Genomic DNA, 25,492 nt, shown 5'->3' on the forward strand with positions numbered 1-25,492 from the left:
CTGGGCACGGTGACGGGTGCGCTGGGTAACGTGGGTGGCGGTGCGAACCCGCTGGCCCCGGTTCAAGGCGTCGTCAATCAAGTGACGGGCGCGCTCGGCGGTGGCAATCCGGCAGGTGCGCTGACCGGTGCCCTCGGCACGGTCACGGGTGCACTGGGTAACGTCGGCGGCACGAACCCGCTGACACCGATCCAGAACATCGTCGACCAGGTCACGGGCACGGTGGGCAGCGGCAATCCTGCCGGTGCGCTGGGCAACGCGGTCAATACGATCACCGGGACGCTCGGCAACCTCGGCGGCGCGTCGAGCCCGCTGGCACCGGTACAAGGCGCCGTCACGCAACTCGCCGGCACGCTTGGCAACGGCAACCCGGCCGGTGCACTGACGGACGCCGTGAACTCGATGACGGGCGCGCTCGGCAACCTCGGCGGCACGAACCCGCTGGCGCCGGTGCAGGGCGTCGTGAACCAGGTCGTCGGCACGTTGTCGGGCGCAGGCGGCAGCCCGATCGCGCCGATCACGAACCTCGTCAGCGGCCTGCAGAACGCACTGCCGACGAGTGGCAACGCGGCCGGCGCGCTGACCGGCGCACTCGGTTCGGTCACGAGCGCGCTCGGCAACCTCGGTAGTACGAACCCGCTGGCCCCGGTCCAGGGCGTCGTGAACCAGGTCGTCGGCACGCTCGGCAGCGGCAACCCGGCAGCCGCACTGAGCAACGCGGTCAATTCGGTGACGGGCGCGCTCGGCAACCTCGGCGGCACGAACCCGCTGGCGCCGGTGCAAGGCGTCGTGAACCAGGTGGTCGGCACGCTCGGCGGCAGCAATCCGGCCGGTGCACTGACGGGTGCCGTGAACTCGGTGACGGGCGCGCTCGGCAACCTCGGCGGCACGAACCCGCTGGCGCCGGTGCAGGGCGTCGTGAACCAGGTCGTCGGCACGCTGTCGGGCGCAGGCGGCAGCCCGATCGCGCCGATCACGAACCTCGTCAGCGGTCTGACCGGCGGCAGCAACCCGGCCGGCGCACTGACCGGTGCACTCGGTTCGGTGACGGGCGCCCTCGCGAACGGTCCGGTAGCCCTCGGGCAGGCGGCCGGCGCGCTGTCGGGCGCGGCCGGTTCGACGGCTGCGGCGGGCGGCAGCCTGCTCGGCTCCGGCGCGAGCGCGGCCGGCAGCACGGCGGGCGCGACCAGTTCGCTGGTGTCGACGACCGGCAACGCGACGGCAACGGTCGTCAATGCTGTCGGCACGACGCTGGGCACGGCGCTGGGTTCCACGCCGAGCCTGTCGGTCACGCCGCACTCAGGCAACGGCTCCGCGAACAACCCGCTCGCACCGGTGTCGACGCTGCTGCAGGCGGTGACTGGCGCATTGCCGAAGTAACCGGCCGGAACGCGCGGCGGCGGCCCACCGCCTGCCGCGCGCAACGGGTCGTACCTCGCGGCATGACAGCAATGTCATGCCGCGTTTTCTTTGGGCTCCCGAAGTGTTTCCCGTGCGGAATGGCGTCGCTTTGTGAGGCGGCACGGAATAACCGGCCGGATTCGTCCGTTTACATACCGAGTCTTGCCGCGGCCGGACAGCGGGACAATGGTCATCACGAAGTCGACGTCCCGTCCGGCGCCACCGTGCCGCGATGCCATGCCAAGGAGAACGGGAATGAAGACGATGCTGTTCGCCATCGCGCTGACGGCCGCGATCGCGCGGCCCGCGGCCGCCGAGCCGCCGCAGGCCGGTGACGGGAAACTGGTCGACGAAGATCACATGACGCTGTACGTGTTCGATCACGACGCGCCGGGCAAGAGCACCTGCACCGGCACCTGTGCGGCCAACTGGCCGCCGGCGCTCGCCGACGGATACGACAAGGCGTCGGGTGCACTGAGCCTCGTCACGCGCGACGACGGCCGGAAGCAATGGGCTTACCACGGCCGTCCCCTGTATCGCTGGAAGATGGACCGCAAGGCCGGCGATGCGGGCGGCGACGGGATCGGCGGCATGTGGCACGTCGCGCGCCCCTGAGAACCGACGGACGGACTGACGGCGCGGCGATGCGCGAGGCATCCGGATGAGCTACGAATCGGACCTGCTGGTGTGGCTGCCGCATCTCACGCGATATGCGCGCGCGCTGACGGGCGACCGGGCCTGGGCGGACGATCTCGTGCAGGACACGCTCGAGCGCGCGCTGAACCGGCCGCCGCGCGACGGCGGAAACCTGCGTGCGTGGTTGCTGACGCTGCTGCGCCACCGCTTCATCGACCAGTTGCGCGCGCGGCACGAGATCGCGGTCGACGATGCGACCGCGCCATGGCAGACGATGGCCGCGCCGACCGACGAGATCGGCGGCCTGCTGCTGCGCGACGTGCAGCGGGCGCTGTATCGGCTGCCCGTCGAGCAGCGCGAGGTGCTGCTCCTGGTCGCGCTCGAGGAATTGAGTTACCGCGACGCCGCGCAGGTGCTCGGCGTGCCGATGGGGACGGTGATGTCGCGGCTGTCGCGGGCGCGTGAACAGATGCGTGCGCTGCTGTCCGGCGAGTCGCCGGCGCGCGGCGCGGCCACGTTACGGGTGATCGGGAAGACATGATGGACGACGATCCGCGCAAACCTTCGGATGATCGGGACGGCGGAGCCGATGCATCGGCGCCATTGCTGTCGGCGCTGCTCGACGGCGAACTGTCCGGACAGGAGCGCCGCGAGGTGCTCGAACGGTTGCGGTCCGATCCGCGCGAAGCCGACCGGTTTGCGCATTACGGCGCGCAGCGCGACGCGTTGCACGCGCTGTTCCCGCTGCCCGCCGCCGCACCCGCGCTGTTTGTGCAGCGGCGCGCGCCGCGCTGGCGCGGCGTCGCGTATGCGTTCGCGGGACTGGCGGCCGGGTTGGTGATCGGCGTCGCGCTGCACGCGGGCTGGACGACGTTCGGTGCCGAGCCGGCCTTCGCCGCGCGCGCGGACGTCGCGTACGCCGTGTACGCGGCCGATCGGGAGCATCCGGTCGAGGTCGACGCACGCGATCCGGCGCGCCTTGCCGCGTGGCTGTCCGCGCGTCTCGGGCGGCCCGTGCGCGCGCCGTCGCTCGACGAATACGGATATGCATTGCTGGGCGGCCGGCTGCTGCCGGGCGACGCGGGGCCGGCCGCGCAACTGATGTACCAGCGCGCGGACGGCAAGCGCGTGACGCTCTACATGACGGCCTACGATGCGCGGCGCTTCGCGCCGCAGTCGATGTCGGCCGGCGGCCGCGACACGTATTTCTGGTCCGATCGCGGCATGGGTTTTGCGCTCTCCGGACGCGCCGACGAACGACGGCTGCGCGAGCTCGCGATCGAAGCATGCGGCGCGCTCGGCGGACCGACCGACGCGTGGAAGGGTTGACGCGCGCGACGTCGGCAGGGAGCCAGCATGAACACGAAGGCGGGGATGGTGGCGGTGGCGCTCGTGGCGAGCGCCGGGCTTGCGCGGGCGGACGGCGATGCGCCGGTGCGCGTGCCGGTCGACGCCGACGGTGTGCAGCGCGTGACGATCGTCGGCGGCAGCTATTTCTTTCGCCCGAACCACGTGATCGTCCGCGCGCACGTGCCGGTCGAACTCACCGTATCGGCCGAACCGGGCATCGTGCCGCACAGTTTCGAGATCGACGCGCCGCAGGCCGGGATCGCGGTGCACACCGAACTCGGCACGACGCCGCGCACATTGCGCTTCACACCGACGGCGCCCGGCCGCTTCGCCTACTATTGCACGCATCGGCTGCTGTTCCTGCGCAGCCATCGCGAGCGCGGAATGGAAGGCGTGCTCGACGTCGAGGCGGCGCCGTGATCGCCGCGTTGCTGGCCGCGAGCCTGTTAGGAGCGAGCATGACAGCCGATCCCGTTACCATCGCGCAGTCGCATTTCGATCAGGTCCACTCGTACCGCGCGACGATCCGCTCGTCGGTGCGAAGCGGCGAGCACGCCGAATTCCACTATGCCTACCGGAAACCCGGTTTCGTCCGGATGGACTTCGTGTCGCCGCATCACGGCGCGGTGCTCGCGTACGATCCCGGCGAAGGCAAGGTGCGGCTGCGCCCGTTCGGCGAGCATGCTTTGCCCGCGCTGACGCTGTCGCCGTCCAATCCGCTCCTGCGCGACCGCAGCGGCCATCGCGTCGACCGGTCGGATGTCGGCGTGCTGCTGCGCAACGTGCACGCGCTGCAGCAGGGCGGTGCGACCGTGACGGAAGGCAAGGAAACCATCGGCGGCCGTACCGCGCTGCGCGTATCGGTGACCGGCGCGCCCGCGCACGTGGTTGACGGCGTGCATCGCTATCGTCTGTGGCTGGACGCCGAGGACGGCTTTCCGCTGAAGGTCGTCAGCTTCGCGGATGACGACGGCGCGCCGCTCGAAACGGTGACGCTCGACGACGTCGAGATCGACGTCATGTTTCCCGCCCGCTTTTTCGCGCCCTGATCGCGCGCTTGATCCCGATTCTGATTCGCGCCGGAGGCAGCATGGCGGAATACCGGTTTTCGACGACGTGGCGCGTGGACGCGCCCGTCGCGGGTGTCTGGGACGCGATCTACCAGGTCGATCGCTGGCCTGACTGGTGGAAGAGTGTCGTGCGGACCGTCGAGATCGAGCGCGGCGACGCGCGCGGCGTCGGCGCGCTGCAGCGATACACGTGGAAAGGCGCGTTGCCGTACCGGCTGACCTTCGACATGCGCGTGCTGCGCGTCGAGCGGCCGCATGTGCTCGAAGGTCGCGCGAGCGGCGCGATCGAAGGCGACGGCCGCTGGTCGTTCGCCGGCGACGGTGCGGGCACCGTCGTGCGCTACGACTGGCACATCCGCACGCGCGAGCGCTGGATGAACTGGCTGGAGCCGATCGCGCGCCCGCTGTTCGCCTGGAATCACGACGTCGTGATGCGCGAAGGCGCGAAAGGCCTCGCGCGTCTGCTCGGCGCGACGGTCGTGACCGACGGCCGGACGTTCCAGCCAGTGGCGGGCTGTCCGGACATGTGACGATCCCGTGGCCGCCGTTTGGGCCCCCGTGGCGTCCGGGCAGCCTTTTTCATGCGATGCCGGACGACCGCGGGAACTCGGTGCTCGCCCCGTGTCAAATTGGGGCGAGGGTCGGGATTTCCCGTATCCCGTCCGCTTTCGGTCTGCGGGATTGAGGCTATGTAATTGTTTTAAATGGTTTTTTGTGGTTATTCCCCGTTTTTCCGTCGTTCTGCCTCGCACGAAAAAACCTCCGGCTTCCCTTCTTGAATTTGTCAAAACCCGTCCATATAATTAGCACTCGCTGCACGAGAGTGCTAACAATTCTCTGCCGGGCGACCCGCCGGGCAGATTCCCTAAGCGTTCTTCAATCTCAGTCAAGAGAGGAGTGAATATGAACCTTCGTCCTTTGCACGATCGCGTGATCGTCAAGCGTCTGGATCAAGAAACCAAGACCGCCTCGGGCATCGTCATCCCCGAAGCCGCTGCTGAAAAGCCGGATCAAGGCGAGATCCTCGCGGTCGGCCCGGGCAAGCGTGACGACAAGGGCGCTCCGATCGCGCTCGACGTGAAGGTCGGCGATCGCGTGCTGTTCGGCAAGTACGCTGGTCAGACCGTCAAGGTCGACGGCCAGGAACTGCTGGTCATGCGTGAAGAAGACATCATGGCCGTGGTCAACGCCAAGTAAGCGTCCACTGCGGAACATATTCTCAAGAATTCAAGGAGTTTGAAGATGGCAGCTAAAGACGTCGTATTCGGCGATTCCGCCCGTTCGAAGATGGTCGAAGGCGTGAACATTCTCGCCAACGCAGTCAAGGTCACGCTGGGTCCGAAGGGCCGCAACGTCGTGCTCGAGCGCAGCTTCGGCGGCCCGACGGTCACCAAGGACGGTGTGTCGGTCGCGAAGGAAATCGAGCTGAAGGACAAGCTCCAGAACATGGGCGCGCAAATGGTCAAGGAAGTTGCTTCCAAGACCAGCGACAACGCAGGCGACGGCACGACGACGGCAACCGTCCTCGCGCAATCGATCGTTCGCGAAGGCATGAAGTACGTCGCATCGGGCATGAACCCGATGGACCTGAAGCGCGGCATCGACAAGGCAGTCGCAGCGGCTGTCGAAGAGCTGAAGAAGATCAGCAAGCCGTGCACGACGAACAAGGAAATCGCACAGGTCGGCTCGATCTCGGCGAACAGCGACTCGTCGATCGGCGATCGCATCGCTGAAGCGATGGACAAGGTCGGCAAGGAAGGCGTGATCACCGTCGAAGACGGCAAGTCGCTGGCCGACGAACTCGACGTCGTCGAAGGCATGCAATTCGACCGCGGCTACCTGTCGCCGTACTTCATCAACAACCCGGACAAGCAAGTCGCCGTCCTCGAAAACCCGTTCGTGCTGCTGCACGACAAGAAGGTGTCGAACATCCGCGATCTGCTGCCGGTGCTCGAACAAGTCGCGAAGGCAGGCCGTCCGCTGCTGATCATCGCTGAAGACGTCGAAGGCGAAGCGCTCGCAACGCTGGTCGTCAACAACATCCGCGGCATCCTGAAGACCGTTGCGGTCAAGGCGCCGGGCTTCGGCGATCGTCGCAAGGCGATGCTGGAAGACATCGCGATCCTGACCGGCGGTCAAGTCGTCGCGGAAGAAACCGGCCTGACGCTCGAGAAGGCAACGCTGGCTGAACTGGGCCAGGCGAAGCGCATCGAAGTGGGCAAGGAAAACACGACGATCATCGACGGCGCAGGCGAAGCCGTGAACATCGAAGCGCGCGTCAAGCAGATCCGCACGCAAATCGAAGAAGCGACGTCGGACTACGACCGTGAAAAGCTGCAAGAGCGCGTGGCCAAGCTGGCCGGCGGCGTGGCAGTGATCAAGGTCGGCGCTGCGACCGAAGTCGAAATGAAGGAAAAGAAGGCACGCGTCGAAGACGCGCTGCACGCAACCCGCGCTGCCGTTGAAGAAGGCATCGTCCCGGGCGGCGGCGTTGCGCTGATCCGTGCACGTACCGCGATCGCAGGCGTGACCGGCGCGAACGCCGATCAGAACGCAGGCATCAAGATCGTGCTGCGCGCAATGGAAGAGCCGCTGCGCCAGATCGTCACGAACGGTGGCGAAGAAGCGAGCGTCGTGGTCGCAGCAGTTGCAGCAGGCACGGGCAACTACGGCTACAACGCAGCGACGGGCGAGTACGTCGACATGGTTGAAGCCGGCGTCGTCGACCCGACCAAGGTCACGCGCACCGCACTGCAGAACGCAGCTTCGGTCGCAGGCCTGCTGCTGACGACGGACGCAGCTGTCGCAGAGCTGCCGAAGGAAGATGCACCGATGCCGGGCGGCATGCCGGGCGGCATGGGCGGCATGGGCATGGACATGTAATCGACTTCGGTCGATGGTGTCCGGAGCGCGCAGCGATGCGCGTTCCAGCCAAAGAAAAAGACCCGCAGCGATGCGGGTCTTTTTTTATATGCGCGCAAAAAGGGCCGGACATGCGGCCCCGATGCGAGAGCAGGCGGCGCGCAACGGCGGCGCGGGGCCGCCGCGCGGGCGTCAATGCCGGGCGATTCGCGGCGAGCTTTTGCTGCTTTCCGTCACCGGACGCCCGCCTTCCTCATCGTTGCTGCGCGCCCAGAAGAACCGGTCGGGCAGGTACGCGCCCATGCCGGGCCGGAACGCGTCGCGGGCGGCCTGGTACAGGTATTCCTGCGCCTCGCGCACCGCTTCGGGCGGCTCCTGGCCGTTCGCGAGCAGTGCCGCGATCGCCGCGCCGAGCGTGTCGGTGATGCCCATCAGCCGGTGCGGCGAGCGATCCCACATGTCTTCGCGAAGCTGGCCTTCCTCGCCGTACAGCGTGTTGACGAGCCGGTGCGAACCCGTCTCCGACGACAGGATGTACTCGCAGCCCTGCGACAGCAGGTGCGACACGGCCGCGTCGAGATTCGGCGCCTCGGCATCGCCGTCCGGCTGCGCGAGCGCGATCAGCGTCGCGTGGTCGGCGACCAGCAGTGTCGTCTGCGGCGCGAGCAGGTCGGCGATCGATTCGCGCAGGTCGTCGGCGGCGAGCACGTGCTCGTCGTCGAGCGTGAAGTCCGGTGCGAGCACGAGCGGCACGCCGTCGTAGTCGGCGACCACTTCCGCGATCGCGCTCACGACTTCCGCGCGCGTCGCGGCGCCGATCTTGAACGCGGCGACCGGCATGTCCTCGAGCAGCATGCGCGCCTGGGCGGCGACGACATCGGGATCGAGGCCGGTCACTTCCTCGCAGGCGGCGGAGTCGCGCACGGTGTAGCCGGTCAGGACGGACACGCCGTGACAGCCCATGCTCGCCAGGGTCATCAGATCGGCTTGGAGGCCGGAACCGCCGGTGGGATCGGACAGGCCGAAGGTGAGGACGATCGGAGGGGCGTTGCTGGACATGTAAAAATGGGGCAAGAAAAAAACAGGGAAGCGACAGAGCTGCGGACGGCGAGGCGAGGTGGGCGTTTCGGCCCCGTGTTGCCCGGCAGGCCGCACTTTTCAGTCATTATGCGGCGGAATCCGGCCCGCACGACGGAATTTTTAGCGCAGCGCAACGTAGTCGCCGTACTCCAGCGCGATTGCTAGGCAGTCCGGCCCCGACACGGTACCATCATGGCTCCCGAATTTACCGACTTTTCCCGACGCGGCTTAAGATGGAATACAAGAGCTGGATGTGCCTGATTTGTGGCTGGATTTATGACGAAGAAGCCGGGCTGCCCGAAGAGGGCATCGCCCCGGGCACGCGCTGGGAAGACGTCCCGATCAACTGGACGTGCCCCGAATGCGGTGCTCGCAAGGAAGACTTCGAGATGGTCCAGATCTGACCGGACCCTTGGCCCACGGACACACCGCTTCGGCCTCGCAGTTGCCCGGCGCTCGTGCGCCGCGGCCGGCGCGAGCGACTTGACGATGACAGGCGCGCGTGTCCATGACGTCCGATCCGGCCAACGTTTCCCACCCTGACGCACTGCCCAACCCGCGTGGCGGGGCCGTGCGCGCGGCCGACGCGTGGCTCGCGGCAGCCGCCGACGCATTCGAGCACCGGGGCGACGCGGCCACGCCGCTGTCGGCCGCTGCCGCCGTCCTGGCGGAGGCAGGCTGGCTGCCGGCCGCCCGTTTCGCCGGGCAACTGTCGGCCGCCGCGCCGTTCGTCGCCGCCGAGCCGGCTTCGGCCGGCTGGCGGGCCGCGCTGCGCGACTTCCGCGCGGCCGTCGGCCGCCACAATCTACGCGAACTCGCCTGTTCGTCCGTTCTCTTCGATCATTTCCGTGCATTGCGTGCGCAAAGCGCCGCCGACCCGCGTGCGAGCACGCCGCTCGACGCGCTCGCGCTCGTCGGTCGCGCGGTGCCGCCGGCCACGCTGCGCGCGCTGCCCGAGGAGATCGCGACCCGGGTACGCGCCCGCTACGAGCAGGCGCTGCTCGGCGTGCTGCGTGCGGAGCACGGCGCGCCCGACGCCGCGCTCGACGAACTCGATGCGATGCAGGCTGCGCTGGCCGACGACGGCCCGTACGATTTCTGGCGGCTCGCGGCAGCGTGTCAGCGTGCGCTGCGCGCGACCGGCGCGCCCGAACTGAAGCGCTTTCTCGCGCGGACGAACCTGCTGCTCGGCGAGCAGGCGCAGGGCCGGCGCAGCGCGCCGCCCGAGCTCGTGCGCGAGACGGTCGCACTGTTGTGGCGCGATTTCGCGCTGTTCGGCGCAGCCGCGGAAGACGTCGCGCTCGTCGACGTGCTGCACGACTATGGGCTGACCGTGGACTGGCACGTCGCCGGCACGCCCGCGTCCGAAGCGCTGTGGGAGACCGATGCCGCGCGGGCCGAGCACGACGCGGTTGCCGTCGCGCCGACCCGTGCGCTCGGCGTCGTGACCGTCAACGCGCATGCGTATGAGGATTTCCTGCAGACGGCCGACGCGTCGATGGCCGATCTGGCCGTCGATCCGGCCGTGGCCGATGCGGGGGCCGCCTGGCGCGCGTCCGCGGCCGCCTACCGGGTCGGTGCGGCCGCGTGCGCGCTCGGGCTCGGTCATGCGGCGCTGCTGGCCGACACGCTCGGGCTGGCGTGGCGCCGTGCCGCGCACGGCATGCCGCTCGCCGACGGCGGGCTCGATGCACACGCCCGCGCGTCCGACATGCTGCGCGCCGCGCTGCTGAAGATCGCCGCGGGGGTGGCGCCGCCGGACCTGACAGCGGTGTCCGGCGCGCTCGGCGCGGCGCTCGGCCGGACCTGACGCACGACGGGGCGCGACCGCAGCGGCAGCCCTTGTCGCGCGGGTCGGCAACACGCTGCCGACAGCGCCCGCGCGCGTGTTAGAGTGCCGTGTGATCCGCGTGCGTCGTTGCCAGCGTCGCGCGGCGTTGCTTGTTGATCGCGGCCCGGTCAGGTCGCGGCGTCTTTGCTAAAATTCAAACCATGTCAAAGCCTTCCGATCGCATCAATCTCACCAACCAGTTCCTGATCGCCATGCCGAACATGGCGGATCCGACGTTTTCGGGAACGGTGGTCTATCTTTGCGATCACAGCGAGCGCGGCGCGCTCGGCCTCGTCATCAATCGTCCCACCGACATCGACCTCGAATCGCTGTTCAACCGCATCGACCTGAAGCTCGACATCGAGCCGCTGCTGCACATCCCCGTGTACTTCGGGGGCCCGGTCCAGACCGAGCGCGGCTTCGTGCTGCACGAGCCGGTCGAGGGCGCGAACTACAGCTCGTCCATGTCGGTCGAGGGCGGGCTCGAGATGACGACGTCGAAGGACGTGCTCGAGGCGGTCGCGACGGGCACCGGCCCGAAACGCTTCCTGCTGACCCTCGGCCATGCAGGCTGGGGCGCCGGTCAGCTCGAGGAAGAAATTTCCCGCAACGGCTGGCTGACGGTCGCCGCCGATCCGCGCATCGTGTTCGACACGCCGGCCGAGGAGCGCTTCGAAGCCGCACTGGGCCTGCTCGGCGTCAGCTCGTCGATGCTGTCCGGCGAAGCAGGGCACGCATGAGTGGCGCGAGCGCGCGCGATGCGACGCTCCTGGCGTTCGACTACGGCGAAAAGCGAATCGGGGTCGCGATCGGCAATGCGCTGACGCGCTCGGCCCGCGCGCTCGTCGTCATCCAGAACCTGAACCGCGAACACCGCTTCAAGGCGGTCGGCGACCTGCTGGCCGAATGGCGGCCGGACGCGCTCGTCGTCGGCCTGCCGATGCATCCGGACGGCACGCCGCACGAGATGACGCAGCAGGCGAAGCGCTTCGGCAACCAGCTGAACGGCCGCTTCGGGCTGCCCGTCACGTGGGTCGACGAACGCTATTCGTCGGTCGAGGCCGAGGCCGGGCTGCGCGAGCGCAACGTGCGCGGGCGCGCACGTGCCGAGATGCTCGACGCCGAGGCCGCGCGCGTGATCCTTCAACAGTATCTCGATCAATTGTCCGACCATGAGCACCATTGACGCCGACGCGCTCTACCGCGTCCTGCTCGACCAGATCCGCGACGCATACGGCACGGCCTTCGCCGAGCCGGGCGGCCCGCGGCTCGCCGGCATTTACAGCGGCGGCGCGTGGCTCGCCGAGCGCCTCGCGCGCGATCTCGGCGCGCCGGCGTTCGGCGTCGTGAACGTCGCGCTGCATCGCGACGACTACGCGAAGAAGGGGCTGCACAGCCAGGCCAGCCCGACGTCGCTGCCGTTCGACGTCGACGGCGCGCGCATCGTGCTCGTCGACGACGTGCTGTACACCGGGCGCACCGTGCGCGCCGCGCTCAACGAACTGTTCGACTACGGCCGTCCGGCCGCGGTCGAGCTCGCGGTGCTCGCCGATCGCGGCGGCCGCGAGCTGCCGGTCGCCGCGCGCTTCGCGGGCGGCACGCTCGACGTGCCGGCCGATGCGACGCTCGTGCTCGCGCGCGACGAAGCCGCGCAGCTGACGCTGCGCATCGAGGCGCACGGCGCCTGACTGAACCGCGAAACCGTATCCCGGGCCGCCGGTTCGTGCCGCGGCCCGTTTGCATAGTTGGAATCACGCACACCATGACTACCGACACCACTGGCCGCACCGGCAATCCCGCTGCTGCCGCGAGCCCCGAGCGGTTCCGCTACGGTTTCCTGAAGGGCAACCCGCAGCTCACGAAAAACGGCGAGCTGAAACACCTGCTGTCGATCGAGGGGCTGCCGCGCTCGATCGTCAACCACATTCTCGATACGGCCGAGCAGTTCGTCAGCGTGACGGACCGCGAGGTGAAGAAGGTTCCGCTCCTGCGCGGCAAATCGGTGTTCAACCTGTTCTTCGAGAACTCGACGCGCACGCGCACGACCTTCGAGATCGCCGCGACGCGCCTGTCGGCCGACGTGCTGAACCTGAACATCAACGCGTCGTCGACGAGCAAGGGCGAGTCGCTGCTCGACACGATCAACAACCTGTCGGCGATGCACGCCGACCTGTTCGTCGTGCGCCACGCGTCGAGCGGCGCGCCGTATCTGATCGCCGAGCACTGCGCGCCGCACGTGCACGTGATCAACGCCGGCGACGGCCGTCATGCGCACCCGACGCAGGGCCTGCTCGACATGTACACGATCCGTCACTACAAGCGCGACTTCACGAAGCTGCGCGTGGCGATCGTCGGCGACATCCTGCATTCGCGCGTCGCGCGCTCCGATATTCACGCGCTCACCACGCTCGGCGTGCCGGAAGTGCGCGCGATCGGCCCGCGCACGCTGCTGCCAGGCGGTCTCGAACAGATGGGCGTGAAGGTGTTCCACAACCTCGACGAAGGGCTGAAGGGCGTCGACGTGATCATCATGCTGCGCCTGCAGAACGAGCGAATGAGCGGCGCGCTGCTGCCGTCCGCGCAGGAATACTTCAAGACGTGGGGCCTGACGCCCGAGCGCCTCGCGCTCGCCGCGCCCGACGCGATCGTGATGCACCCGGGCCCGATGAACCGCGGCGTCGAGATCGACTCGCAGGTCGCCGACGGTCCGCAGTCGGTGATCCTCAACCAGGTCACGTTCGGCATCGCCGTGCGGATGGCGGTGATGGGCATCGTTGCCGGCAACAGCGACTGAGCCCGTCTTCGCGCATCCTTATCCAGGCATTCAACGCATTCAACGCATTCACAGACAGCGCATGAAGATTCATATCCAAGGCGGCACGCTGATCGACCCGGTCGCCGGCACCGAACGGCAGGCCGACGTATTCGTCGCGGACGGCAAGATCGCCGCGATCGCGGCGGCTGGTGCGGCGCCGGCCGGTTTCAACGCGGACAAGACGATCGACGCGGCGGGCCTGATCGTCGCCCCTGGTCTCGTCGACCTGTGCGCGCGCCTGCGCGAGCCCGGCTACGAGCACAAGGCGACGCTCGCGTCCGAGATGGCCGCGGCCGTCGCCGGCGGCGTCACGACCCTCGTGTGCCCGCCGGACACCGACCCCGTGCTCGACGAGCCGGGCCTCGTCGAGATGCTCAAGTTCCGCGCCCGCAACCTCCGCCAGGCGAACGTCCATCCGCTCGGCGCGCTCACCGTCGGCCTCAAGGGTGAAGTGATCACCGAGATGGTCGCGCTGACCGAGTCGGGCTGCGTCGGTTTCACGCACGCGAACGTGCCGGTGCGCGACACGCAGGTGTTGCTGCGTGCGCTGCAGTACGCGAGCACCTACGGTTACACGACGTGGCTGCGTCCGCTCGACGCGTTCATCGGCCGTGGCGGTGTCGCGGCGAGCGGCGCGCTCGCGTCGCGGCTCGGGCTGTCCGGCGTGCCGGTCGCGGCCGAGACGATCGCGCTGCACACGATCTTCGAACTGATGCGCGTGACGGGCGCGCGCGTGCACCTCGCGCGGCTGTCGTCGGCGGCGGGCCTCGCGCTCGTGCGCGAGGCGAAGGCCGAGGGGCTGCCCGTGACCTGCGACGTCGGCGTGAATCACCTGCATCTGATCGACGTCGACATCGGCTATTTCGATTCGCAGTTCCGGCTCGATCCGCCGCTGCGCGGCGAGCGCGATCGCGAAGCGATCCGCGCGGCGCTCGCCGACGGCACGATCGATGCGATCTGCTCCGATCACACGCCGGTCGACGACGACGAGAAGCTGCTGCCGTTCGCCGAAGCGACGCCCGGTGCGACGGGGCTCGAACTGTTGCTGTCGCTGACGGTGAAGTGGGCCGACGAAACCAGGACGCCGCTCGCGCAGGCGCTGCGCCGCATCACCGCGGCGCCGGCCGACGTGCTGCAACTGCCGGCCGGGCGTCTTGCCGAAGGCGGCGCGGCCGATCTGTGCGTGTTCGATCCGCGCGCGCACTGGCGTGTCGAGCCGCGCGCGCTGAAGAGCCAGGGTCACAATTCGCCGTTCCTCGGCTACGAACTGCCGGCTTGCGTGCGTGCGACGCTCGTGGCCGGGCAGGTCGCGTTCGAGCGCCACTGAACCACGCCGGATCTTCGCCATGATCGCACTTCGCAAGCTGCGTCTCGTCTTTCACCTGCTGCGCGGCATGGCGACCGTCGCGCTGCGCTTTTCGCACGTGAGCGCCCCGCGGCGCCTCGAGCTCACGCGCCGCTGGTCGCTCAAGCTGTTGCGGATCTGCGGGATGCGGCTCGTCGTCCACAACGACGGCGCGCGCCTCGACGCGGGCGCGCTCGTCGTCGGCAACCACGTGTCGTGGCTCGACATCTACACCGTCAATGCGTGGCGGCCGACGCCGTTCGTGTCGAAGGCCGAGGTGCGGCAGTGGCCGGTGGTCGGCTGGCTGGCCGAGAAGCTCGACACCGTGTTCCTGCAGCGCGAGAAGCGTACCGAGGCGATGCGCGTCATGCACGAGATGGCGGAGCGGCTGCGCAACGGCGGCGTGATGTGCGTGTTTCCGGAAGGCACGACGTCGGATGGGCAGGGGCTGCTGCCGTTTCACGCGAACCTGTTCCAGGCGGCGGTGTCGGCAGGCTGCGCGGTGCAGCCGATCTGCCTGATGTACGAGGATGCCCAGGGGCGGCAGTCTGTCACGCCGGCCTATACGGGCGAACTGTCGCTCGGCAAGTCGCTCGACATGGTGTTGCGCGGCGGCCCGCTGGTCGCGCATCTGTACGTGTGCGAGCCCATTGCGCCGGGTGGCGACCGTCGCGCGACCTCTGCCGCCGCGCGTGACGCGATCGCCGCTGCGCTCGAGGCGATGCAGGCGAAGGTCGGCAAGCCGTCGCCCGACGCGCTCGCGGAGCTCGAGAAGCATGCGTATCCGGTGACCGAAGTCGGTGCCGGGGCCACGGGCGATGCGGCGGCCGAGGAGCCGGTGGCGGGGCGCGAGGGGTAAGGCTTCATTGCGCCCCGGTGCGACGCGGGCAGGCTATTCGCCGCCCGGCGCACGGCATGCTTCGCACTGCACCTGCGTGACCGTGCGTTGCGCCGGGTCGGCCGTCAGTCGTACGGCCGACAACCGATTTCCCCACACGCATCCGGAATCGAGCGCGACGATATTGTCGCGCAGCATCAGGCCGAGCGCGGCCCAGTGCCCGAATACGACGGTCACGTTTTCGGTGCGGCGCGCCGGTGCGTCGAACCACGGCACGTAGCCGGGCGGCGCGCTGTCGGGGCCGCCGTTCGCCTTGAACTCCATCGCGCCGTCCGGTGTGCAGAAGCGCAGGCGCGTGAACGCGTTGAATGCGACGCGCATCCGGTCGCGTTTCTTGAGGTTCGGACTCCATTGGTTCGGCTCGTTGCCGTACAGGCCTTGCAGTGTGTCGCGCCAATCGGGGGCGCGCAGCGCGCGTTGCAGCTCGTCCGCGAGTTCCAGTGCGAGCGTGGTGTCCCATTGCGGCAACACGCCTGCGTGGACGAGCAGCATCCCGTCCTCGAAGTGCGTAAACGGGCGGTGGCGCACCCAGTCGAGCAGTGCATCGGCGTCGGGCGCGTCGACAATCTCGCCGATCGTGTCGCCCGGGCGTTCCGTGCGGATGCCGGCCGAGACGGCGAGCAGGTGGAGGTCGTGGTTGCCGAGCACGACGGTCGCGCGCGGGCCGAGGTCGACCATCGCACGCAGCGCGGCGAGCGAGTCAGGGCCGCGGTTGACGATGTCGCCGGCGATCCAGAGTGGGGTGTCGGCGGGGGCTGAAAGCTTTTCGATCAGCGACTGGAAAGCTGAATGACAGCCTTGGATGTCGCCGATGGCGATGGGGGGGCGGGTCATGAGAGGCGGATCCTGCAGGTTTCTCGCATAAGGGAAAAACACTCGGAATTTCACCGAAATGTCGCGTACGTCGTTCTCCGAAATGTGATTGATGTAACAGGAAATTCCATTCTCGACAAGGGTGCGGAGCGCTGTATCAAGTTGTTAGCGGCATGGCTTTTGCGACGGCTGGCTCCCTATAATTGTCATTTTCCCGGACAAAATTAGCACTTCATGACTTTGGCGGTCATGCCGACCGGTTAAAATTCCCGGTCTGACGTGGCGACCATGGCCACTTGCTTCGAATTTGATGCGGCGGCGCCTGGAATGCGCGCCGCACACTACCAACGAGGGAACCTCATGATTCTGGTTACGGGCGGCGCGGGCTTTATCGGTGCCAATTTCGTACTCGACTGGCTCCGTGACTCTGACGAGGCTGTGCTGAACGTCGACAAGCTGACGTATGCGGGCAATCTGCGGACGCTGCAATCGCTTGACGGAGATGCGAAGCATGTGTTTGCACGCGTCGACATCTGCGACCGCGCGGCGCTCGACGCCCTGTTCGCCGAGCACAAGCCGCGCGCGGTGCTGCACTTCGCCGCCGAAAGCCACGTTGATCGCTCGATCCACGGCCCGGCCGATTTCGTGCAGACCAACGTCGTCGGCACGTTCACGCTGCTTGAGGCGACCCGCCAGTACTGGAACGGGCTGAACGACGCCGACAAGGCGGCGTTCCGCTTCCTGCACGTGTCGACCGACGAGGTGTTCGGCTCGCTGTCGGCAACCGATCCGCAATTCTCCGAGACGACGCCGTACGCGCCGAACAGCCCGTATTCCGCGACCAAGGCCGGCTCGGATCATCTGGTGCGTGCATACCATCATACGTACGGTTTGCCGACGCTGACGACGAACTGTTCGAACAACTATGGTCCGTACCAGTTCCCCGAGAAACTGATTCCGCTGATGATTGCGAACGCGCTCGCCGGCAAGCCGTTGCCTGTGTACGGCGACGGCCAAAACGTGCGCGACTGGCTGTATGTCGGCGATCACTGCAGCGCGATTCGCGAAGTGCTGGCGCGCGGCGTGCCGGGCGAGACATATAACGTCGGCGGCTGGAACGAAAAGAAGAACCTCGAGGTCGTGCACACGCTGTGCGATCTGCTCGACAAGGCACGCCCGAAGGCAGCCGGTTCGTATCGCGACCAGATTACCTACGTGACGGATCGCCCCGGCCACGATCGCCGTTATGCGATCGATGCGCGCAAGCTCGAGCGCGAGCTTGGCTGGAAGCCCGCGGAGACCTTCGAGACCGGTCTGGCGAAAACGGTTGACTGGTATCTCGACAATCAGGTCTGGGTCGACGAGGTTGCATCGGGCGAGTACCGCAAGTGGGTCGAGACCAACTATGCGAAACGCACCTGAGGAGAAACGCGATGGCACGTAAAGGCATCATCCTCGCGGGCGGGTCCGGCACGCGGCTGTATCCGATCACGCACGTCGTGTCGAAGCAGCTGTTGCCGGTGTACGACAAACCGATGATCTACTATCCGCTATCGACGCTGATGGTCGCGGGCATTCGTGACGTACTGATCATCTCGACCCCGCAGGATACGCCGCGCTTCGAGTCGATGCTCGGCGACGGCAGCCAGTGGGGGATGAACATTCAATACGCGGTGCAGCCATCGCCGGATGGGCTTGCGCAGGCGTTCATCATCGGCAAGGAATTCGTCGGCAACGATCCGTCGGCGCTGATCCTCGGCGACAACATCTTCTACGGCCACGATCTCGCGAAGCAGCTCGAGCGCGCGCATGCGCAGGAAAGCGGCGCGACGGTGTTTGCGTATCACGTGCACGATCCGGAGCGTTATGGCGTCGTCGAATTCGACAATTCGTTCCGCGCCGTGTCGATCGAAGAGAAGCCTGCGCAGCCGCGTTCGAACTATGCGGTGACCGGTCTGTACTTCTACGACAATCGCGTGTGCGATATCGCGGCCGACATCAAGCCGTCGCCGCGCGGCGAGTTGGAAATCACCGACGTCAATTCGCGCTATCTCAAGGATGGCTCGCTCAATGTCGAGATCATGGGGCGTGGCTATGCGTGGCTCGATACCGGTACGCACGATTCGCTGATCGAGGCGGCCAGCTTCATCGCGACGCTGCAGAAAAGGCAGGGTCTCGTGGTTGCGTGCCCGGAAGAAATTGCATACCGCCGCGATTGGATCGACGCGGAGCAGGTGCTGAAGCTTGCACAACCGCTCGCGAAAAACGCGTACGGGCAGTACCTCAAGAACATTCTCACGGATCAAGTCGCATGGCCATCCAAGTAACGGCGACGGCGCTGCCGGAAGTCAAGATCATCGAGCCGAAGGTGTTCGGCGACGCGCGCGGGTTCTTCTACGAAAGCTTCAACGGGAAGGAATTCGCCGAGCAGGTCGAACCCGGCGTCGAATTCGTGCAGGACAACCATTCGCGGTCGTCGAAGGGCGTGCTGCGCGGGTTGCATTATCAGATCCAGCATGCGCAGGGCAAGCTCGTGCGTGTTGTCGAGGGTGAAGTGTTCGACGTCGCTGTCGATATTCGCAAGAACTCGCCGAACTTCGGCAAGTGGGTCGGGGTGGTGCTGTCGAACGACAACCACAAGCAATTGTGGGTGCCGCCCGGGTTTGCGCACGGATTCGTCGTGCTGTCGGAGGCTGCGCAGTTCCTCTACAAGACGACCGATTACTGGTTCCCGGAGCACGAGCGCAGCATCGTCTGGAACGATCCCGAAATCGGGATCGAGTGGCCGATCGATTTCGAGCCGCTGCTGGCCGCGAAGGATGCGGCGGGCAAGCGGTTGCGAGACGCAGACTGCTACGAATGAGGCCAGCCATGACAGCACGTAAGCAGCCGACGATCCTGCTGACCGGCGTGAACGGGCAGGTTGGATTCGAATTGATGCGCTCCTTGCAGGGGCTGGGGAACGTCGTCGCGCTGGATCGGAGCGCGCTTGACCTGAGTGATTTGAAGCAGGTCGCTCGCGTTGTGCGCGAGATCAAGCCCGGTCTGATAATGAACCCTGCAGCCTATACGGCAGTCGACGCCGCCGAATCCGATGTGTCGGGGGCGATGCGCATCAATGCCGAAGCACCTGGCGTGCTCGCCGAGGAAGCCCTGCGGATTGGTGCTGTACTGATTCACTATTCGACCGACTATGTATTCGATGGTACCAAGAGCATTCCGTACATCGAGGAAGACCAGGTCAATCCGCAGAACATTTACGGCAAAAGCAAACTTGCGGGCGAGCAAGCGATCGCCGCGGTAGGGTGCCCGCATCTCATTTTTCGTACGAGCTGGGTATATGGCTCGCGTGGGAAAAACTTTCTGCGGACCATGCTCCGGCTGGGCGCAGAGCGAGATGAACTGAGTGTGGTGGCCGACCAGGTCGGAGCGCCGACATGGTCGGTTACGATTGCTGCGATGTCGGCGCAGATTCTCGCTCAAAGTCGCGTCGCGGACGAGCGCGAATGGTGGGAGGCGCACTCCGGTATTTATAACCTAACGTCGGCAGGTGCCACGTCGTGGTGCGGTTTCGCAGAAGCGATTTTTGCGCACGCTCATTTGCCGAACAAGCCGATCGTCAAGCCTATCCCGACGACGGCCTATCCTACCCCTGCAGCGCGACCGGCCAATTCGCGATTGTCCAGTGCCAAGCTCGTGCAAACCTTTGGTCTCGAGGCGCCTGATTGGGAGCAAGCGCTCCGGCTCTGCCTTGCCGGGCAATGAGCATTGTCGGAAGCCGGGTAAGGAATTGGAGTGTTCATGATTTTCGGTGATTGTGGTGGTGTCGCATCCGGCGCGAAATTTCCCAATGGCGCCGCCATTCCGCTTGAGCAGATGCAGCGGTCGAGCGTATTGGTGGTCGGTGACGTCATGTTGGACCGCTACTGGTTCGGTAACGTAGACCGGATTTCTCCAGAGGCGCCGGTGCCGGTGGTGCATGTCCAGCGTACCGAGGAGCGGTTGGGGGGGGCCGCGAACGTCGCGTGCAATATCGTGGGGCTCGGCGCGCGTGCGTCACTGATTTGTGTGATTGGCTGCGATGAGCCAGGCGCACGGATCATGAGCTTGCTTGAAGAGAGCAAGGTTGATGTACTGGCGGAGCGTGATGCGTCCATCGCGACGATCATCAAGTTGCGCATTCTTGCGCGTCAGCAGCAGCTGTTGCGGGCCGATTTTGAAGAACCTCCTGCGAAAGAGATATTGCTCGCGGGATTGTCTCGTTTCGAGGAGAGCGTCCGGGACGCTTCAGTCGTTCTGCTGTCGGATTATGCGAAGGGAGGATTGACCCACGTCTCACGGATGATCGCGATCGCTCGCGAGCATGGGAAGAGTGTCCTCATCGATCCAAAAGGAGCGGACTGGGAGCGCTACAGCGGGGCGTCGCTTATTACGCCCAATCGCGCGGAGTTGCGCGAGGTGATTGGGCAATGGCGTACTGAGGACGAGTTGCGCGGCCGAGTACAGCAATTGCGTGAGCGGTTCGCGCTCAAGGCAATCTTGTTGACTCGTTCCGAGGAGGGCATGACGCTCTACAGCGATGACGGAGAACTGCACGTTCCCGCGCGTGCGCGGGAAGTGTTCGACGTGTCTGGCGCCGGTGATACTGTCATTGCCACTGTTGCTGCGATGATCGGTGCGGGAGTGCCGCTCCCGAACGCCGTTGAATATGCAAATCGCGCGGCGGGGGTCGTTGTCGGAAGGATCGGTACTTCTCCGATTGGTTACGACGAACTCTTTGCAACCGAAGCCTGAGGTCGACCCGCCGTGGACAATTACAGAGATGCGACGTGGCGCAGCTCGCCGCAAGCGCTTTTCACCGTTGGGGCTGCTCGCTCCCGAAGTGTGTTCGGTGCGGCGTGCGCGTATGGAAGCGCGAGCAATGCTGGCCGGGTTTCCGACACTCCGGGGCCCTTGCCTAGCCAAGCACGAGCCTCGGCACGCAATGCATCGCTCGTGCTCGCTGTATAACTCGATGATGATCGGTATCGTCATCGTTTTCTATCGCCCGGACGCGGGTTGCGTTGCCCGGGCGAATCGGTTGGCACGATACGGCCGCTGTGTTGTTGTCGATAATTCGGAGCGACTGCAACTGCCGAGCGCGCTTGGCCTGGACGGTGGCGTGCACTACATTGCCAACGGCAATAACTTGGGTATCGCCAAAGCATTGAACCAAGGAGTCGATTTTGTCCGGGCAAACGGGTGCGACTGTGCGCTGCTGTTCGATCAGGACAGCCAACCGGCCGAACACCTGTTCGTTGAGCTACCGGCAGCATTGATGCGAGAGCTCGAAGCGGGACGAAGGGTAGCAGTGGTCGGCCCTGCATATGAGGACGTCCGGTTGGGCGGAGTCGCTCCGTTTGTACGATTCTCGTTCCCGAGACTGGAACGCGTTCCGGCGGTGGGGGATCGGCTACTTCCCGTTGACTTTTTGATCACGTCGGGCTCGTGTATCAATCTGCGTGCATGGGATGACGTTGGCCCGATGGACGAGTCGCTGTTCATTGATTTCGTGGACGTGGAGTGGTGCGTGCGGGCGCGAAGAGCAGGCTTTGAGGTGCTCGGCGCCCCTAACCTGCGTCTCGCTCACGAGCTTGGCGGCGAACCTGTCAATGTGTTCGGCAGGAATTATCCAAGCCACAGCGCGATACGTCACTATTACTTGTTTCGGAATGCTGTCGCTCTTTCGAAAAGAGGCTATATGCCGTGGAGCTGGAAAGCAAATGAATTGCTCAAGATGCCGGCGAGACTCGTGATTTACGGCCTGTGGCTCAAGCCCCGTCGCGAACACGTTCGAATGGCGCTGCGCGGCGTGTGGCATGGTTTGATCGGACGAATGGGGGCGCTTTGTAGCAGCTAGGGCAAGCGTTTGCTTTCTATGTAGGGCAGCACGGTATTAATGAACATAATCCACTGATGAAAAACGCATTTGATGATTTGATAAAAAGTCTCAAAGCCTATCGGCTATGGACATTGCTTGGCTGGCTGGAGGTTCGGCAGCGTTATGCGCGCTCGCGGGTTGGTCCGTTCTGGCTGACGATTAGCATGGGCGTGATGATTGCATCGATCGGTATCGTCTATGGTTCGCTGTTTGGCCAGAAGATGAGCGAATATTTGCCGTTCCTTGCGATCAGTCTCGTCATGTGGACTATGTTCGCGCAGACTGTGTCCGAAGGCAGCCTCGCTTATATCAACAGCGGAACTTATATCCGGCAGGCGGCGACCCCGAAGCTGATCTATATATTCCAAGTCGTTTGGCGAAATCTCGTGATCTTCGTGCACAATTTCGTGATTGTGCTTGTGCTGCTGTTGATTTACGGTAGTCCGAATTGGGAAATGTTGCCGCTGTTCATCCCCGCGCTCATTCTCTTCATGGTGAACGCGCTTTGGATTGCCATGATCGCGGGATTGCTGTCGGCCCGCTTTCGTGATTTACCGCAGATCATTGCGGCGCTCATTCAGATTGCGTTCTATGTTACCCCCATTATCTATCGACCGAACGCATTGACCCGATTCTCGTTCATCGTAGATTTCAATCCGCTTGCCCATTTGATTGAGCTGGTCCGGGCGCCGCTTATCGGACAGGCACCAAGCGCTGTGACGTGGTCTGTTGCCATAGGCATGGCCGTGATTGGCTGGAGTGTCGCGCTCGCGCTGACGGGACGCTACTTGAAGCGCATCCCGTATTGGATCTGAGGGGAAATCATGGCATTCATCGAATTGAAGGGCGCGACACTTGATCTGCCCATTTACGACGTCCAGGGGCGCTCGCTCAAAAAACAAGTGCTGCGTATGGGACGGCGCAACAAGATTGCCGAGGGCAATGATGGGGTGATTGTAGTGCGAGCGCTCGACAACGTAGACGTGCGTTTCGACAAAGGCGATCGCATCGGTCTCATCGGGAGAAACGGTGCAGGCAAATCGACGCTGTTGCGGACGATGGCGGGGATATACCCGCCGACGCTGGGAACCGTGACAAGCGAAGGGAAGATCGTTCCTTTGCTCGACATCAGTTTGGGAATGGACGATAACTCCACCGGCATGCAGAACATTCGTCTTCGCGGCCTGCTTCTGGGGATGACGGACGCCGAGATTCGCGAGAAGACGGCGGAAATTGCTGCGTTCAGCGAGTTGAATGATTATCTCGATTTGCCATTGCGCACCTACTCCAGTGGTATGCGGGTGAGACTCGCATTCGCCGTGTCGACGGCTGTGGATGCGGAAATTCTATTGCTGGACGAGGTCATGGGCGTCGGCGATGCATCATTTATGCACAAGGCGCAGGCCCGTCTTAACGAACTGCATGGTCGCGCAGAGATCGTGGTGCTCGCAATGCATGCCAATTCGGAGATCCGGCGAGTCTGTAATAAGGCACTCTGGATGGAGAATGGCCGCGTGCGCGCCTTTGGCCCCGTCGACGAAGTCATTTCGGCCTACGAGCTCGAAGTCTGATTGATGCGTCTCGATATCCAGAGCTGTTTTTCTCGTGACCGGTGGCGTGCGCTGCGTCAGGCAATGCAGGCCCGAGGTGGCATCGTGCCGACGCTGCGCCGCATCGCGGCTCTCGTTCGCGCGCAAGGCGTCAAGCGCAGCGCACTCAGCGTGCTTCGTCGAGCCATGGCGCTGTCGGACTATAAGCGCTGGGTTGGCGAGTTCGACACGATTGCGGGCCCGCAGCGGCAATGGATTATCGATCGGATGAACGAGTTTGATCGGCGGCCGTTGATATCAATTCTTGTACCCGCATACGATACGCCTGCGGAATTTTTGCGCGAAATGATCGAATCGGTGCGGCGGCAGGCTTATCCCAATTGGGAACTCTGCATTTGCAACGATGCATCGGTTGTACCCCATGTTCGACTTATTCTTGAGGAGTACGCGCAAGATGACCCGCGCATCAAGGTTGTACATCGGGAAAAAAACGGACACATCTGCGCAGCCAGTAACGATGCATTAGCACTTGCATCGGGCGAGTTTGTCGCGTTGCTCGATCACGACGATCGGCTTGCGGAACACGCGCTCTTTATGGTGGTGCTGTATCTCCATCGTTATCCGGGTGCGCGCATGCTGTTCAGCGACGAGGATAAGCTCACCGCAAACGGCGAAAGGGTCGAACCATACTTCAAGGGCGATTGGGATCCGTTTCTGATGCTTGGTCAAAACGCCTTCTCGCATCTGGGTGTGTTCGACACTGCTCTGGTGCGAGAGGTCGGCGCGTTTCGGGCTGGATTCGAAGGAAGCCAGGATCACGACCTCGTATTGCGATGCGCGGAGCGCGTCGGGCGCGACTCCATCGTTCACGTTCCGCACGTTCTATACCATTGGAGATCGACGGAACAAAGTACCGCGATGAGCATCGCCACCAAACCGTATGTGAGGGCGGCTACAATGCGCGCGGTGCAAGAGCATCTGAGTCGTGCCGGCCAGAGCGCCACGGTTGAGCCGTTGGCCGCTCATTCGTCGATGCATCGTGTTTGCTTTACGGTTCCGCACCCCGCGCCTTGCGTGTCAATCATCATCCCGACGCGAGATCGCCCCGAATTGCTGGAGCGTTGCATTGATACGCTCCGTTCGCACACGCGCTATCCTCACTACGAAATCCTGATCGTTGACAACGGTACGGCCGATCCGGTAGCGCTCGCGTTGCTGGAACGGTATTCGCGGCTGAGAGGCGTGACGGTGATACGCGACGGGCGGCCCTTCAACTACTCGGCCCTGAACAATCAGGCGGCTGAACATGCGACCGGCTCACTGCTATGTCTTCTCAATAACGACATTGAGATTACCGATTGCGACTGGCTTGAAATATTGGTCGGGTACGCTACGCAGCCTAATGTTGGTGCAGTGGGAGCGGCACTTTGGTATCCCGACGATACACTACAGCATGGCGGTGTTGTACTTGCAGGCGCGGCAGTCGCAGGGCACATGCATCATCGTGTCGGCCGACACGAATTCGGATATTTTGGGCGCGCCAAGCTCGCGCACGAAGTTGCAGCTGTTTCCGCGGCCTGCCTCGTCGTGCGTGCAGAAAGCTATCGGCAGGTCGGTGGCCTCAATGAAGATCTTAAAGTGGCCTATAACGATGTTGACCTGTGTCTCAGGCTGCGTCAGGCCGGCTACCGAAATGTTTACGTGCCGTATGCAAACCTTTGCCATCACGAATCGGCTAGCCGAGGCAGCGACGTGGCGGGTGAACGCGCACAACGGTTGGAGCGCGAGGCCGGTTTCATGAGGAGGGTATGGGGTGCGGCGCTGGAAAGCGACCCGTCGTATAACCCGAATCTCGCGATCCAAGATGGACGTTTTTTTACGCTCGCATTTCCGCCGCGCATCGGTCAATTTGATTAGCCGC

General features: G+C 64.9%; 28 protein-coding genes. 26 read left to right on the forward strand and 2 right to left on the reverse strand.

Translation table 11 applies throughout. The features are described 5' to 3' along the window. The 9 genes from WS75_RS34180 to groL all read left to right on the forward strand — a co-directional run. On the forward strand, positions 1-1,380 hold a 1,380-nt coding region (locus tag WS75_RS34180), incomplete at its 5' end, for a beta strand repeat-containing protein (RefSeq protein WP_059681450.1). A gap of 276 nt (positions 1,381-1,656) precedes the next feature. Next, positions 1,657-2,016, forward strand: coding sequence for a COG4315 family predicted lipoprotein (locus WS75_RS16515; protein WP_059608124.1), 360 nt, complete (start codon positions 1,657-1,659; stop codon positions 2,014-2,016). A 46-nt stretch (positions 2,017-2,062) separates the two neighbouring features. Then, complete coding sequence (locus WS75_RS16520) at positions 2,063-2,578, forward strand: sigma-70 family RNA polymerase sigma factor (protein WP_059681451.1); 516 nt, start codon at positions 2,063-2,065, stop codon at positions 2,576-2,578. After that, on the forward strand, positions 2,578-3,366 hold the full coding sequence (locus tag WS75_RS16525) for an anti-sigma factor family protein (RefSeq protein WP_059681452.1): 789 nt from the start codon (positions 2,578-2,580) through the stop codon (positions 3,364-3,366). Before WS75_RS16520 ends, WS75_RS16525 begins: the two co-directional genes overlap by 1 nt. 27 nt (positions 3,367-3,393) lie before the next feature. Then, positions 3,394-3,807 (forward strand): hypothetical protein, encoded by a 414-nt coding sequence (locus WS75_RS16530; RefSeq protein ID WP_059681453.1) that lies wholly within the window; start codon positions 3,394-3,396, stop codon positions 3,805-3,807. Beyond that, positions 3,804-4,436: a LolA family protein gene (locus tag WS75_RS16535; protein ID WP_059681454.1), complete on the forward strand. Its 633-nt coding sequence runs from the start codon at positions 3,804-3,806 to the stop codon at positions 4,434-4,436. Before WS75_RS16530 ends, WS75_RS16535 begins: the two co-directional genes overlap by 4 nt. Positions 4,437-4,477: 41 nt before the next feature. Next, positions 4,478-4,987 carry an SRPBCC family protein gene (locus WS75_RS16540; protein WP_059681455.1) on the forward strand — a complete coding sequence of 170 codons (510 nt, stop codon included), beginning with the start codon at positions 4,478-4,480 and terminating at the stop codon, positions 4,985-4,987. A 373-nt stretch (positions 4,988-5,360) separates the two neighbouring features. Further along, on the forward strand, positions 5,361-5,654 hold the full coding sequence (locus tag WS75_RS16545) for a co-chaperone GroES (protein WP_011544732.1): 294 nt from the start codon (positions 5,361-5,363) through the stop codon (positions 5,652-5,654). A 45-nt stretch (positions 5,655-5,699) separates the two neighbouring features. Next, a complete protein-coding gene (gene groL, locus WS75_RS16550; RefSeq protein WP_059681456.1) occupies positions 5,700-7,340 on the forward strand; it encodes a chaperonin GroEL in 1,641 nt (546 codons plus the stop codon). 171 nt (positions 7,341-7,511) lie between these two features. On the opposite strand, the gene thiD is transcribed toward groL, so the two are convergent. Next, positions 7,512-8,378, reverse strand: a complete 867-nt coding sequence (gene thiD, locus WS75_RS16555) for a bifunctional hydroxymethylpyrimidine kinase/phosphomethylpyrimidine kinase (RefSeq protein WP_059681457.1) — start codon at positions 8,376-8,378, stop codon at positions 7,512-7,514. A 254-nt stretch (positions 8,379-8,632) separates the two neighbouring features. Here thiD and WS75_RS16560 point away from each other — a divergent pair, with 254 nt between their 5' ends. The 8 genes from WS75_RS16560 (at position 8,633) to WS75_RS16595 (ending at position 15,249) form a co-directional block, all read left to right on the forward strand. Further along, positions 8,633-8,803, forward strand: coding sequence for a rubredoxin (locus WS75_RS16560; protein ID WP_004186709.1), 171 nt, complete (start codon positions 8,633-8,635; stop codon positions 8,801-8,803). Positions 8,804-8,907: 104 nt separating this feature from the next. Then, entirely contained in the window at positions 8,908-10,209 is a 1,302-nt protein-coding gene (locus WS75_RS16565; RefSeq protein ID WP_059681458.1) for a hypothetical protein, read from the forward strand. 182 nt (positions 10,210-10,391) lie between these two features. Beyond that, entirely contained in the window at positions 10,392-10,970 is a 579-nt protein-coding gene (locus tag WS75_RS16570; RefSeq protein ID WP_059681459.1) for a YqgE/AlgH family protein, read from the forward strand. Further along, positions 10,967-11,416, forward strand: coding sequence for a Holliday junction resolvase RuvX (ruvX, locus tag WS75_RS16575; protein ID WP_059681460.1), 450 nt, complete (start codon positions 10,967-10,969; stop codon positions 11,414-11,416). The genes WS75_RS16570 and ruvX overlap by 4 nt, the downstream gene beginning before the upstream one ends. Beyond that, the gene (pyrR, locus tag WS75_RS16580; protein ID WP_059681461.1) at positions 11,403-11,918 is read left to right on the forward strand and encodes a bifunctional pyr operon transcriptional regulator/uracil phosphoribosyltransferase PyrR; all 516 of its coding nucleotides are present in this window, start codon (positions 11,403-11,405) and stop codon (positions 11,916-11,918) included. Before ruvX ends, pyrR begins: the two co-directional genes overlap by 14 nt. 74 nt (positions 11,919-11,992) lie before the next feature. Next, positions 11,993-13,024: an aspartate carbamoyltransferase catalytic subunit gene (locus tag WS75_RS16585; protein ID WP_044846292.1), complete on the forward strand. Its 1,032-nt coding sequence runs from the start codon at positions 11,993-11,995 to the stop codon at positions 13,022-13,024. Positions 13,025-13,085: 61 nt separating this feature from the next. Next, entirely contained in the window at positions 13,086-14,372 is a 1,287-nt protein-coding gene (locus WS75_RS16590; protein WP_059681462.1) for a dihydroorotase, read from the forward strand. 19 nt (positions 14,373-14,391) lie between these two features. Further along, entirely contained in the window at positions 14,392-15,249 is an 858-nt protein-coding gene (locus WS75_RS16595) for a lysophospholipid acyltransferase family protein (protein WP_059681463.1), read from the forward strand. Positions 15,250-15,282: 33 nt separating this feature from the next. Here the strand turns inward: WS75_RS16595 and WS75_RS16600 are convergent, their stop codons facing one another. Beyond that, positions 15,283-16,122, reverse strand: a complete 840-nt coding sequence (locus WS75_RS16600; RefSeq protein ID WP_059681464.1) for a symmetrical bis(5'-nucleosyl)-tetraphosphatase — start codon at positions 16,120-16,122, stop codon at positions 15,283-15,285. A 339-nt stretch (positions 16,123-16,461) separates the two neighbouring features. Between WS75_RS16600 and rfbB the strand changes: the two genes are divergently transcribed. The 9 genes from rfbB (at position 16,462) to WS75_RS32300 (ending at position 25,488) form a co-directional block, all read left to right on the forward strand. Next, complete coding sequence (gene rfbB, locus WS75_RS16605) at positions 16,462-17,523, forward strand: dTDP-glucose 4,6-dehydratase (RefSeq protein WP_059681484.1); 1,062 nt, start codon at positions 16,462-16,464, stop codon at positions 17,521-17,523. An 11-nt stretch (positions 17,524-17,534) separates the two neighbouring features. Further along, entirely contained in the window at positions 17,535-18,428 is an 894-nt protein-coding gene (rfbA, locus tag WS75_RS16610; RefSeq protein WP_059681465.1) for a glucose-1-phosphate thymidylyltransferase RfbA, read from the forward strand. Then, positions 18,413-18,964, forward strand: a complete 552-nt coding sequence (gene rfbC, locus WS75_RS16615) for a dTDP-4-dehydrorhamnose 3,5-epimerase (RefSeq protein ID WP_059681466.1) — start codon at positions 18,413-18,415, stop codon at positions 18,962-18,964. The genes rfbA and rfbC overlap by 16 nt, the downstream gene beginning before the upstream one ends. A gap of 8 nt (positions 18,965-18,972) precedes the next feature. Beyond that, positions 18,973-19,866 carry a dTDP-4-dehydrorhamnose reductase gene (gene rfbD / locus WS75_RS16620; RefSeq protein WP_059681485.1) on the forward strand — a complete coding sequence of 298 codons (894 nt, stop codon included), beginning with the start codon at positions 18,973-18,975 and terminating at the stop codon, positions 19,864-19,866. Between the two features lie 36 nt (positions 19,867-19,902). Beyond that, positions 19,903-20,895: a D-glycero-beta-D-manno-heptose-7-phosphate kinase gene (gene rfaE1 / locus WS75_RS16625; RefSeq protein WP_082729636.1), complete on the forward strand. Its 993-nt coding sequence runs from the start codon at positions 19,903-19,905 to the stop codon at positions 20,893-20,895. Positions 20,896-21,115: 220 nt separating this feature from the next. Further along, positions 21,116-22,000, forward strand: a complete 885-nt coding sequence (locus WS75_RS16630) for a glycosyltransferase family 2 protein (protein ID WP_257129401.1) — start codon at positions 21,116-21,118, stop codon at positions 21,998-22,000. Positions 22,001-22,056: 56 nt separating this feature from the next. Beyond that, positions 22,057-22,836: an ABC transporter permease gene (locus tag WS75_RS16635; RefSeq protein WP_059681468.1), complete on the forward strand. Its 780-nt coding sequence runs from the start codon at positions 22,057-22,059 to the stop codon at positions 22,834-22,836. A 9-nt stretch (positions 22,837-22,845) separates the two neighbouring features. Further along, complete coding sequence (locus WS75_RS16640) at positions 22,846-23,592, forward strand: ABC transporter ATP-binding protein (RefSeq protein ID WP_059681469.1); 747 nt, start codon at positions 22,846-22,848, stop codon at positions 23,590-23,592. Positions 23,593-23,595: 3 nt separating this feature from the next. Further along, positions 23,596-25,488: a glycosyltransferase family 2 protein gene (locus WS75_RS32300; RefSeq protein ID WP_082729637.1), complete on the forward strand. Its 1,893-nt coding sequence runs from the start codon at positions 23,596-23,598 to the stop codon at positions 25,486-25,488. The last annotated feature ends 4 nt before the right edge of the window (positions 25,489-25,492 follow it).

Source organism: Burkholderia sp. FL-7-2-10-S1-D7, from assembly GCF_001524185.1.
Lineage (GTDB): Bacteria > Pseudomonadota > Gammaproteobacteria > Burkholderiales > Burkholderiaceae > Burkholderia > Burkholderia diffusa.

Bases quoted from the DNA above. Each gene is read 5' to 3' on its own strand.
- rfbD (WP_059681485.1), top strand. From the start codon at position 18,973: ATGACAGCACGTAAGCAGCCGACGATCCTGCTGACCGGCGTGAACGGG.
- WS75_RS16540 (WP_059681455.1), top strand. From the start codon at position 4,478: ATGGCGGAATACCGGTTTTCGACGACGTGGCGCGTGGACGCGCCCGTC.
- groL (WP_059681456.1), top strand. From the start codon at position 5,700: ATGGCAGCTAAAGACGTCGTATTCGGCGATTCCGCCCGTTCGAAGATG.
- WS75_RS16515 (WP_059608124.1), top strand. From the start codon at position 1,657: ATGAAGACGATGCTGTTCGCCATCGCGCTGACGGCCGCGATCGCGCGG.
- ruvX (WP_059681460.1), top strand. From the start codon at position 10,967: ATGAGTGGCGCGAGCGCGCGCGATGCGACGCTCCTGGCGTTCGACTAC.
- rfbA (WP_059681465.1), top strand. From the start codon at position 17,535: ATGGCACGTAAAGGCATCATCCTCGCGGGCGGGTCCGGCACGCGGCTG.
- WS75_RS32300 (WP_082729637.1), top strand. From the start codon at position 23,596: ATGCGTCTCGATATCCAGAGCTGTTTTTCTCGTGACCGGTGGCGTGCG.
- WS75_RS16520 (WP_059681451.1), top strand. From the start codon at position 2,063: ATGAGCTACGAATCGGACCTGCTGGTGTGGCTGCCGCATCTCACGCGA.
- WS75_RS16595 (WP_059681463.1), top strand. From the start codon at position 14,392: ATGATCGCACTTCGCAAGCTGCGTCTCGTCTTTCACCTGCTGCGCGGC.
- WS75_RS16630 (WP_257129401.1), top strand. From the start codon at position 21,116: ATGATGATCGGTATCGTCATCGTTTTCTATCGCCCGGACGCGGGTTGC.
- WS75_RS16570 (WP_059681459.1), top strand. From the start codon at position 10,392: ATGTCAAAGCCTTCCGATCGCATCAATCTCACCAACCAGTTCCTGATC.
- WS75_RS16525 (WP_059681452.1), top strand. From the start codon at position 2,578: ATGGACGACGATCCGCGCAAACCTTCGGATGATCGGGACGGCGGAGCC.
- WS75_RS16585 (WP_044846292.1), top strand. From the start codon at position 11,993: ATGACTACCGACACCACTGGCCGCACCGGCAATCCCGCTGCTGCCGCG.
- WS75_RS16565 (WP_059681458.1), top strand. From the start codon at position 8,908: ATGACGTCCGATCCGGCCAACGTTTCCCACCCTGACGCACTGCCCAAC.
- WS75_RS16545 (WP_011544732.1), top strand. From the start codon at position 5,361: ATGAACCTTCGTCCTTTGCACGATCGCGTGATCGTCAAGCGTCTGGAT.
- WS75_RS16590 (WP_059681462.1), top strand. From the start codon at position 13,086: ATGAAGATTCATATCCAAGGCGGCACGCTGATCGACCCGGTCGCCGGC.
- WS75_RS16635 (WP_059681468.1), top strand. From the start codon at position 22,057: ATGAAAAACGCATTTGATGATTTGATAAAAAGTCTCAAAGCCTATCGG.
- rfbC (WP_059681466.1), top strand. From the start codon at position 18,413: ATGGCCATCCAAGTAACGGCGACGGCGCTGCCGGAAGTCAAGATCATC.
- rfbB (WP_059681484.1), top strand. From the start codon at position 16,462: ATGATTCTGGTTACGGGCGGCGCGGGCTTTATCGGTGCCAATTTCGTA.
- WS75_RS16640 (WP_059681469.1), top strand. From the start codon at position 22,846: ATGGCATTCATCGAATTGAAGGGCGCGACACTTGATCTGCCCATTTAC.
- rfaE1 (WP_082729636.1), top strand. From the start codon at position 19,903: ATGATTTTCGGTGATTGTGGTGGTGTCGCATCCGGCGCGAAATTTCCC.
- thiD (WP_059681457.1), bottom strand. From the start codon at position 8,378: ATGTCCAGCAACGCCCCTCCGATCGTCCTCACCTTCGGCCTGTCCGAT.
- pyrR (WP_059681461.1), top strand. From the start codon at position 11,403: ATGAGCACCATTGACGCCGACGCGCTCTACCGCGTCCTGCTCGACCAG.
- WS75_RS16600 (WP_059681464.1), bottom strand. From the start codon at position 16,122: ATGACCCGCCCCCCCATCGCCATCGGCGACATCCAAGGCTGTCATTCA.
- WS75_RS16560 (WP_004186709.1), top strand. From the start codon at position 8,633: ATGGAATACAAGAGCTGGATGTGCCTGATTTGTGGCTGGATTTATGAC.
- WS75_RS16530 (WP_059681453.1), top strand. From the start codon at position 3,394: ATGAACACGAAGGCGGGGATGGTGGCGGTGGCGCTCGTGGCGAGCGCC.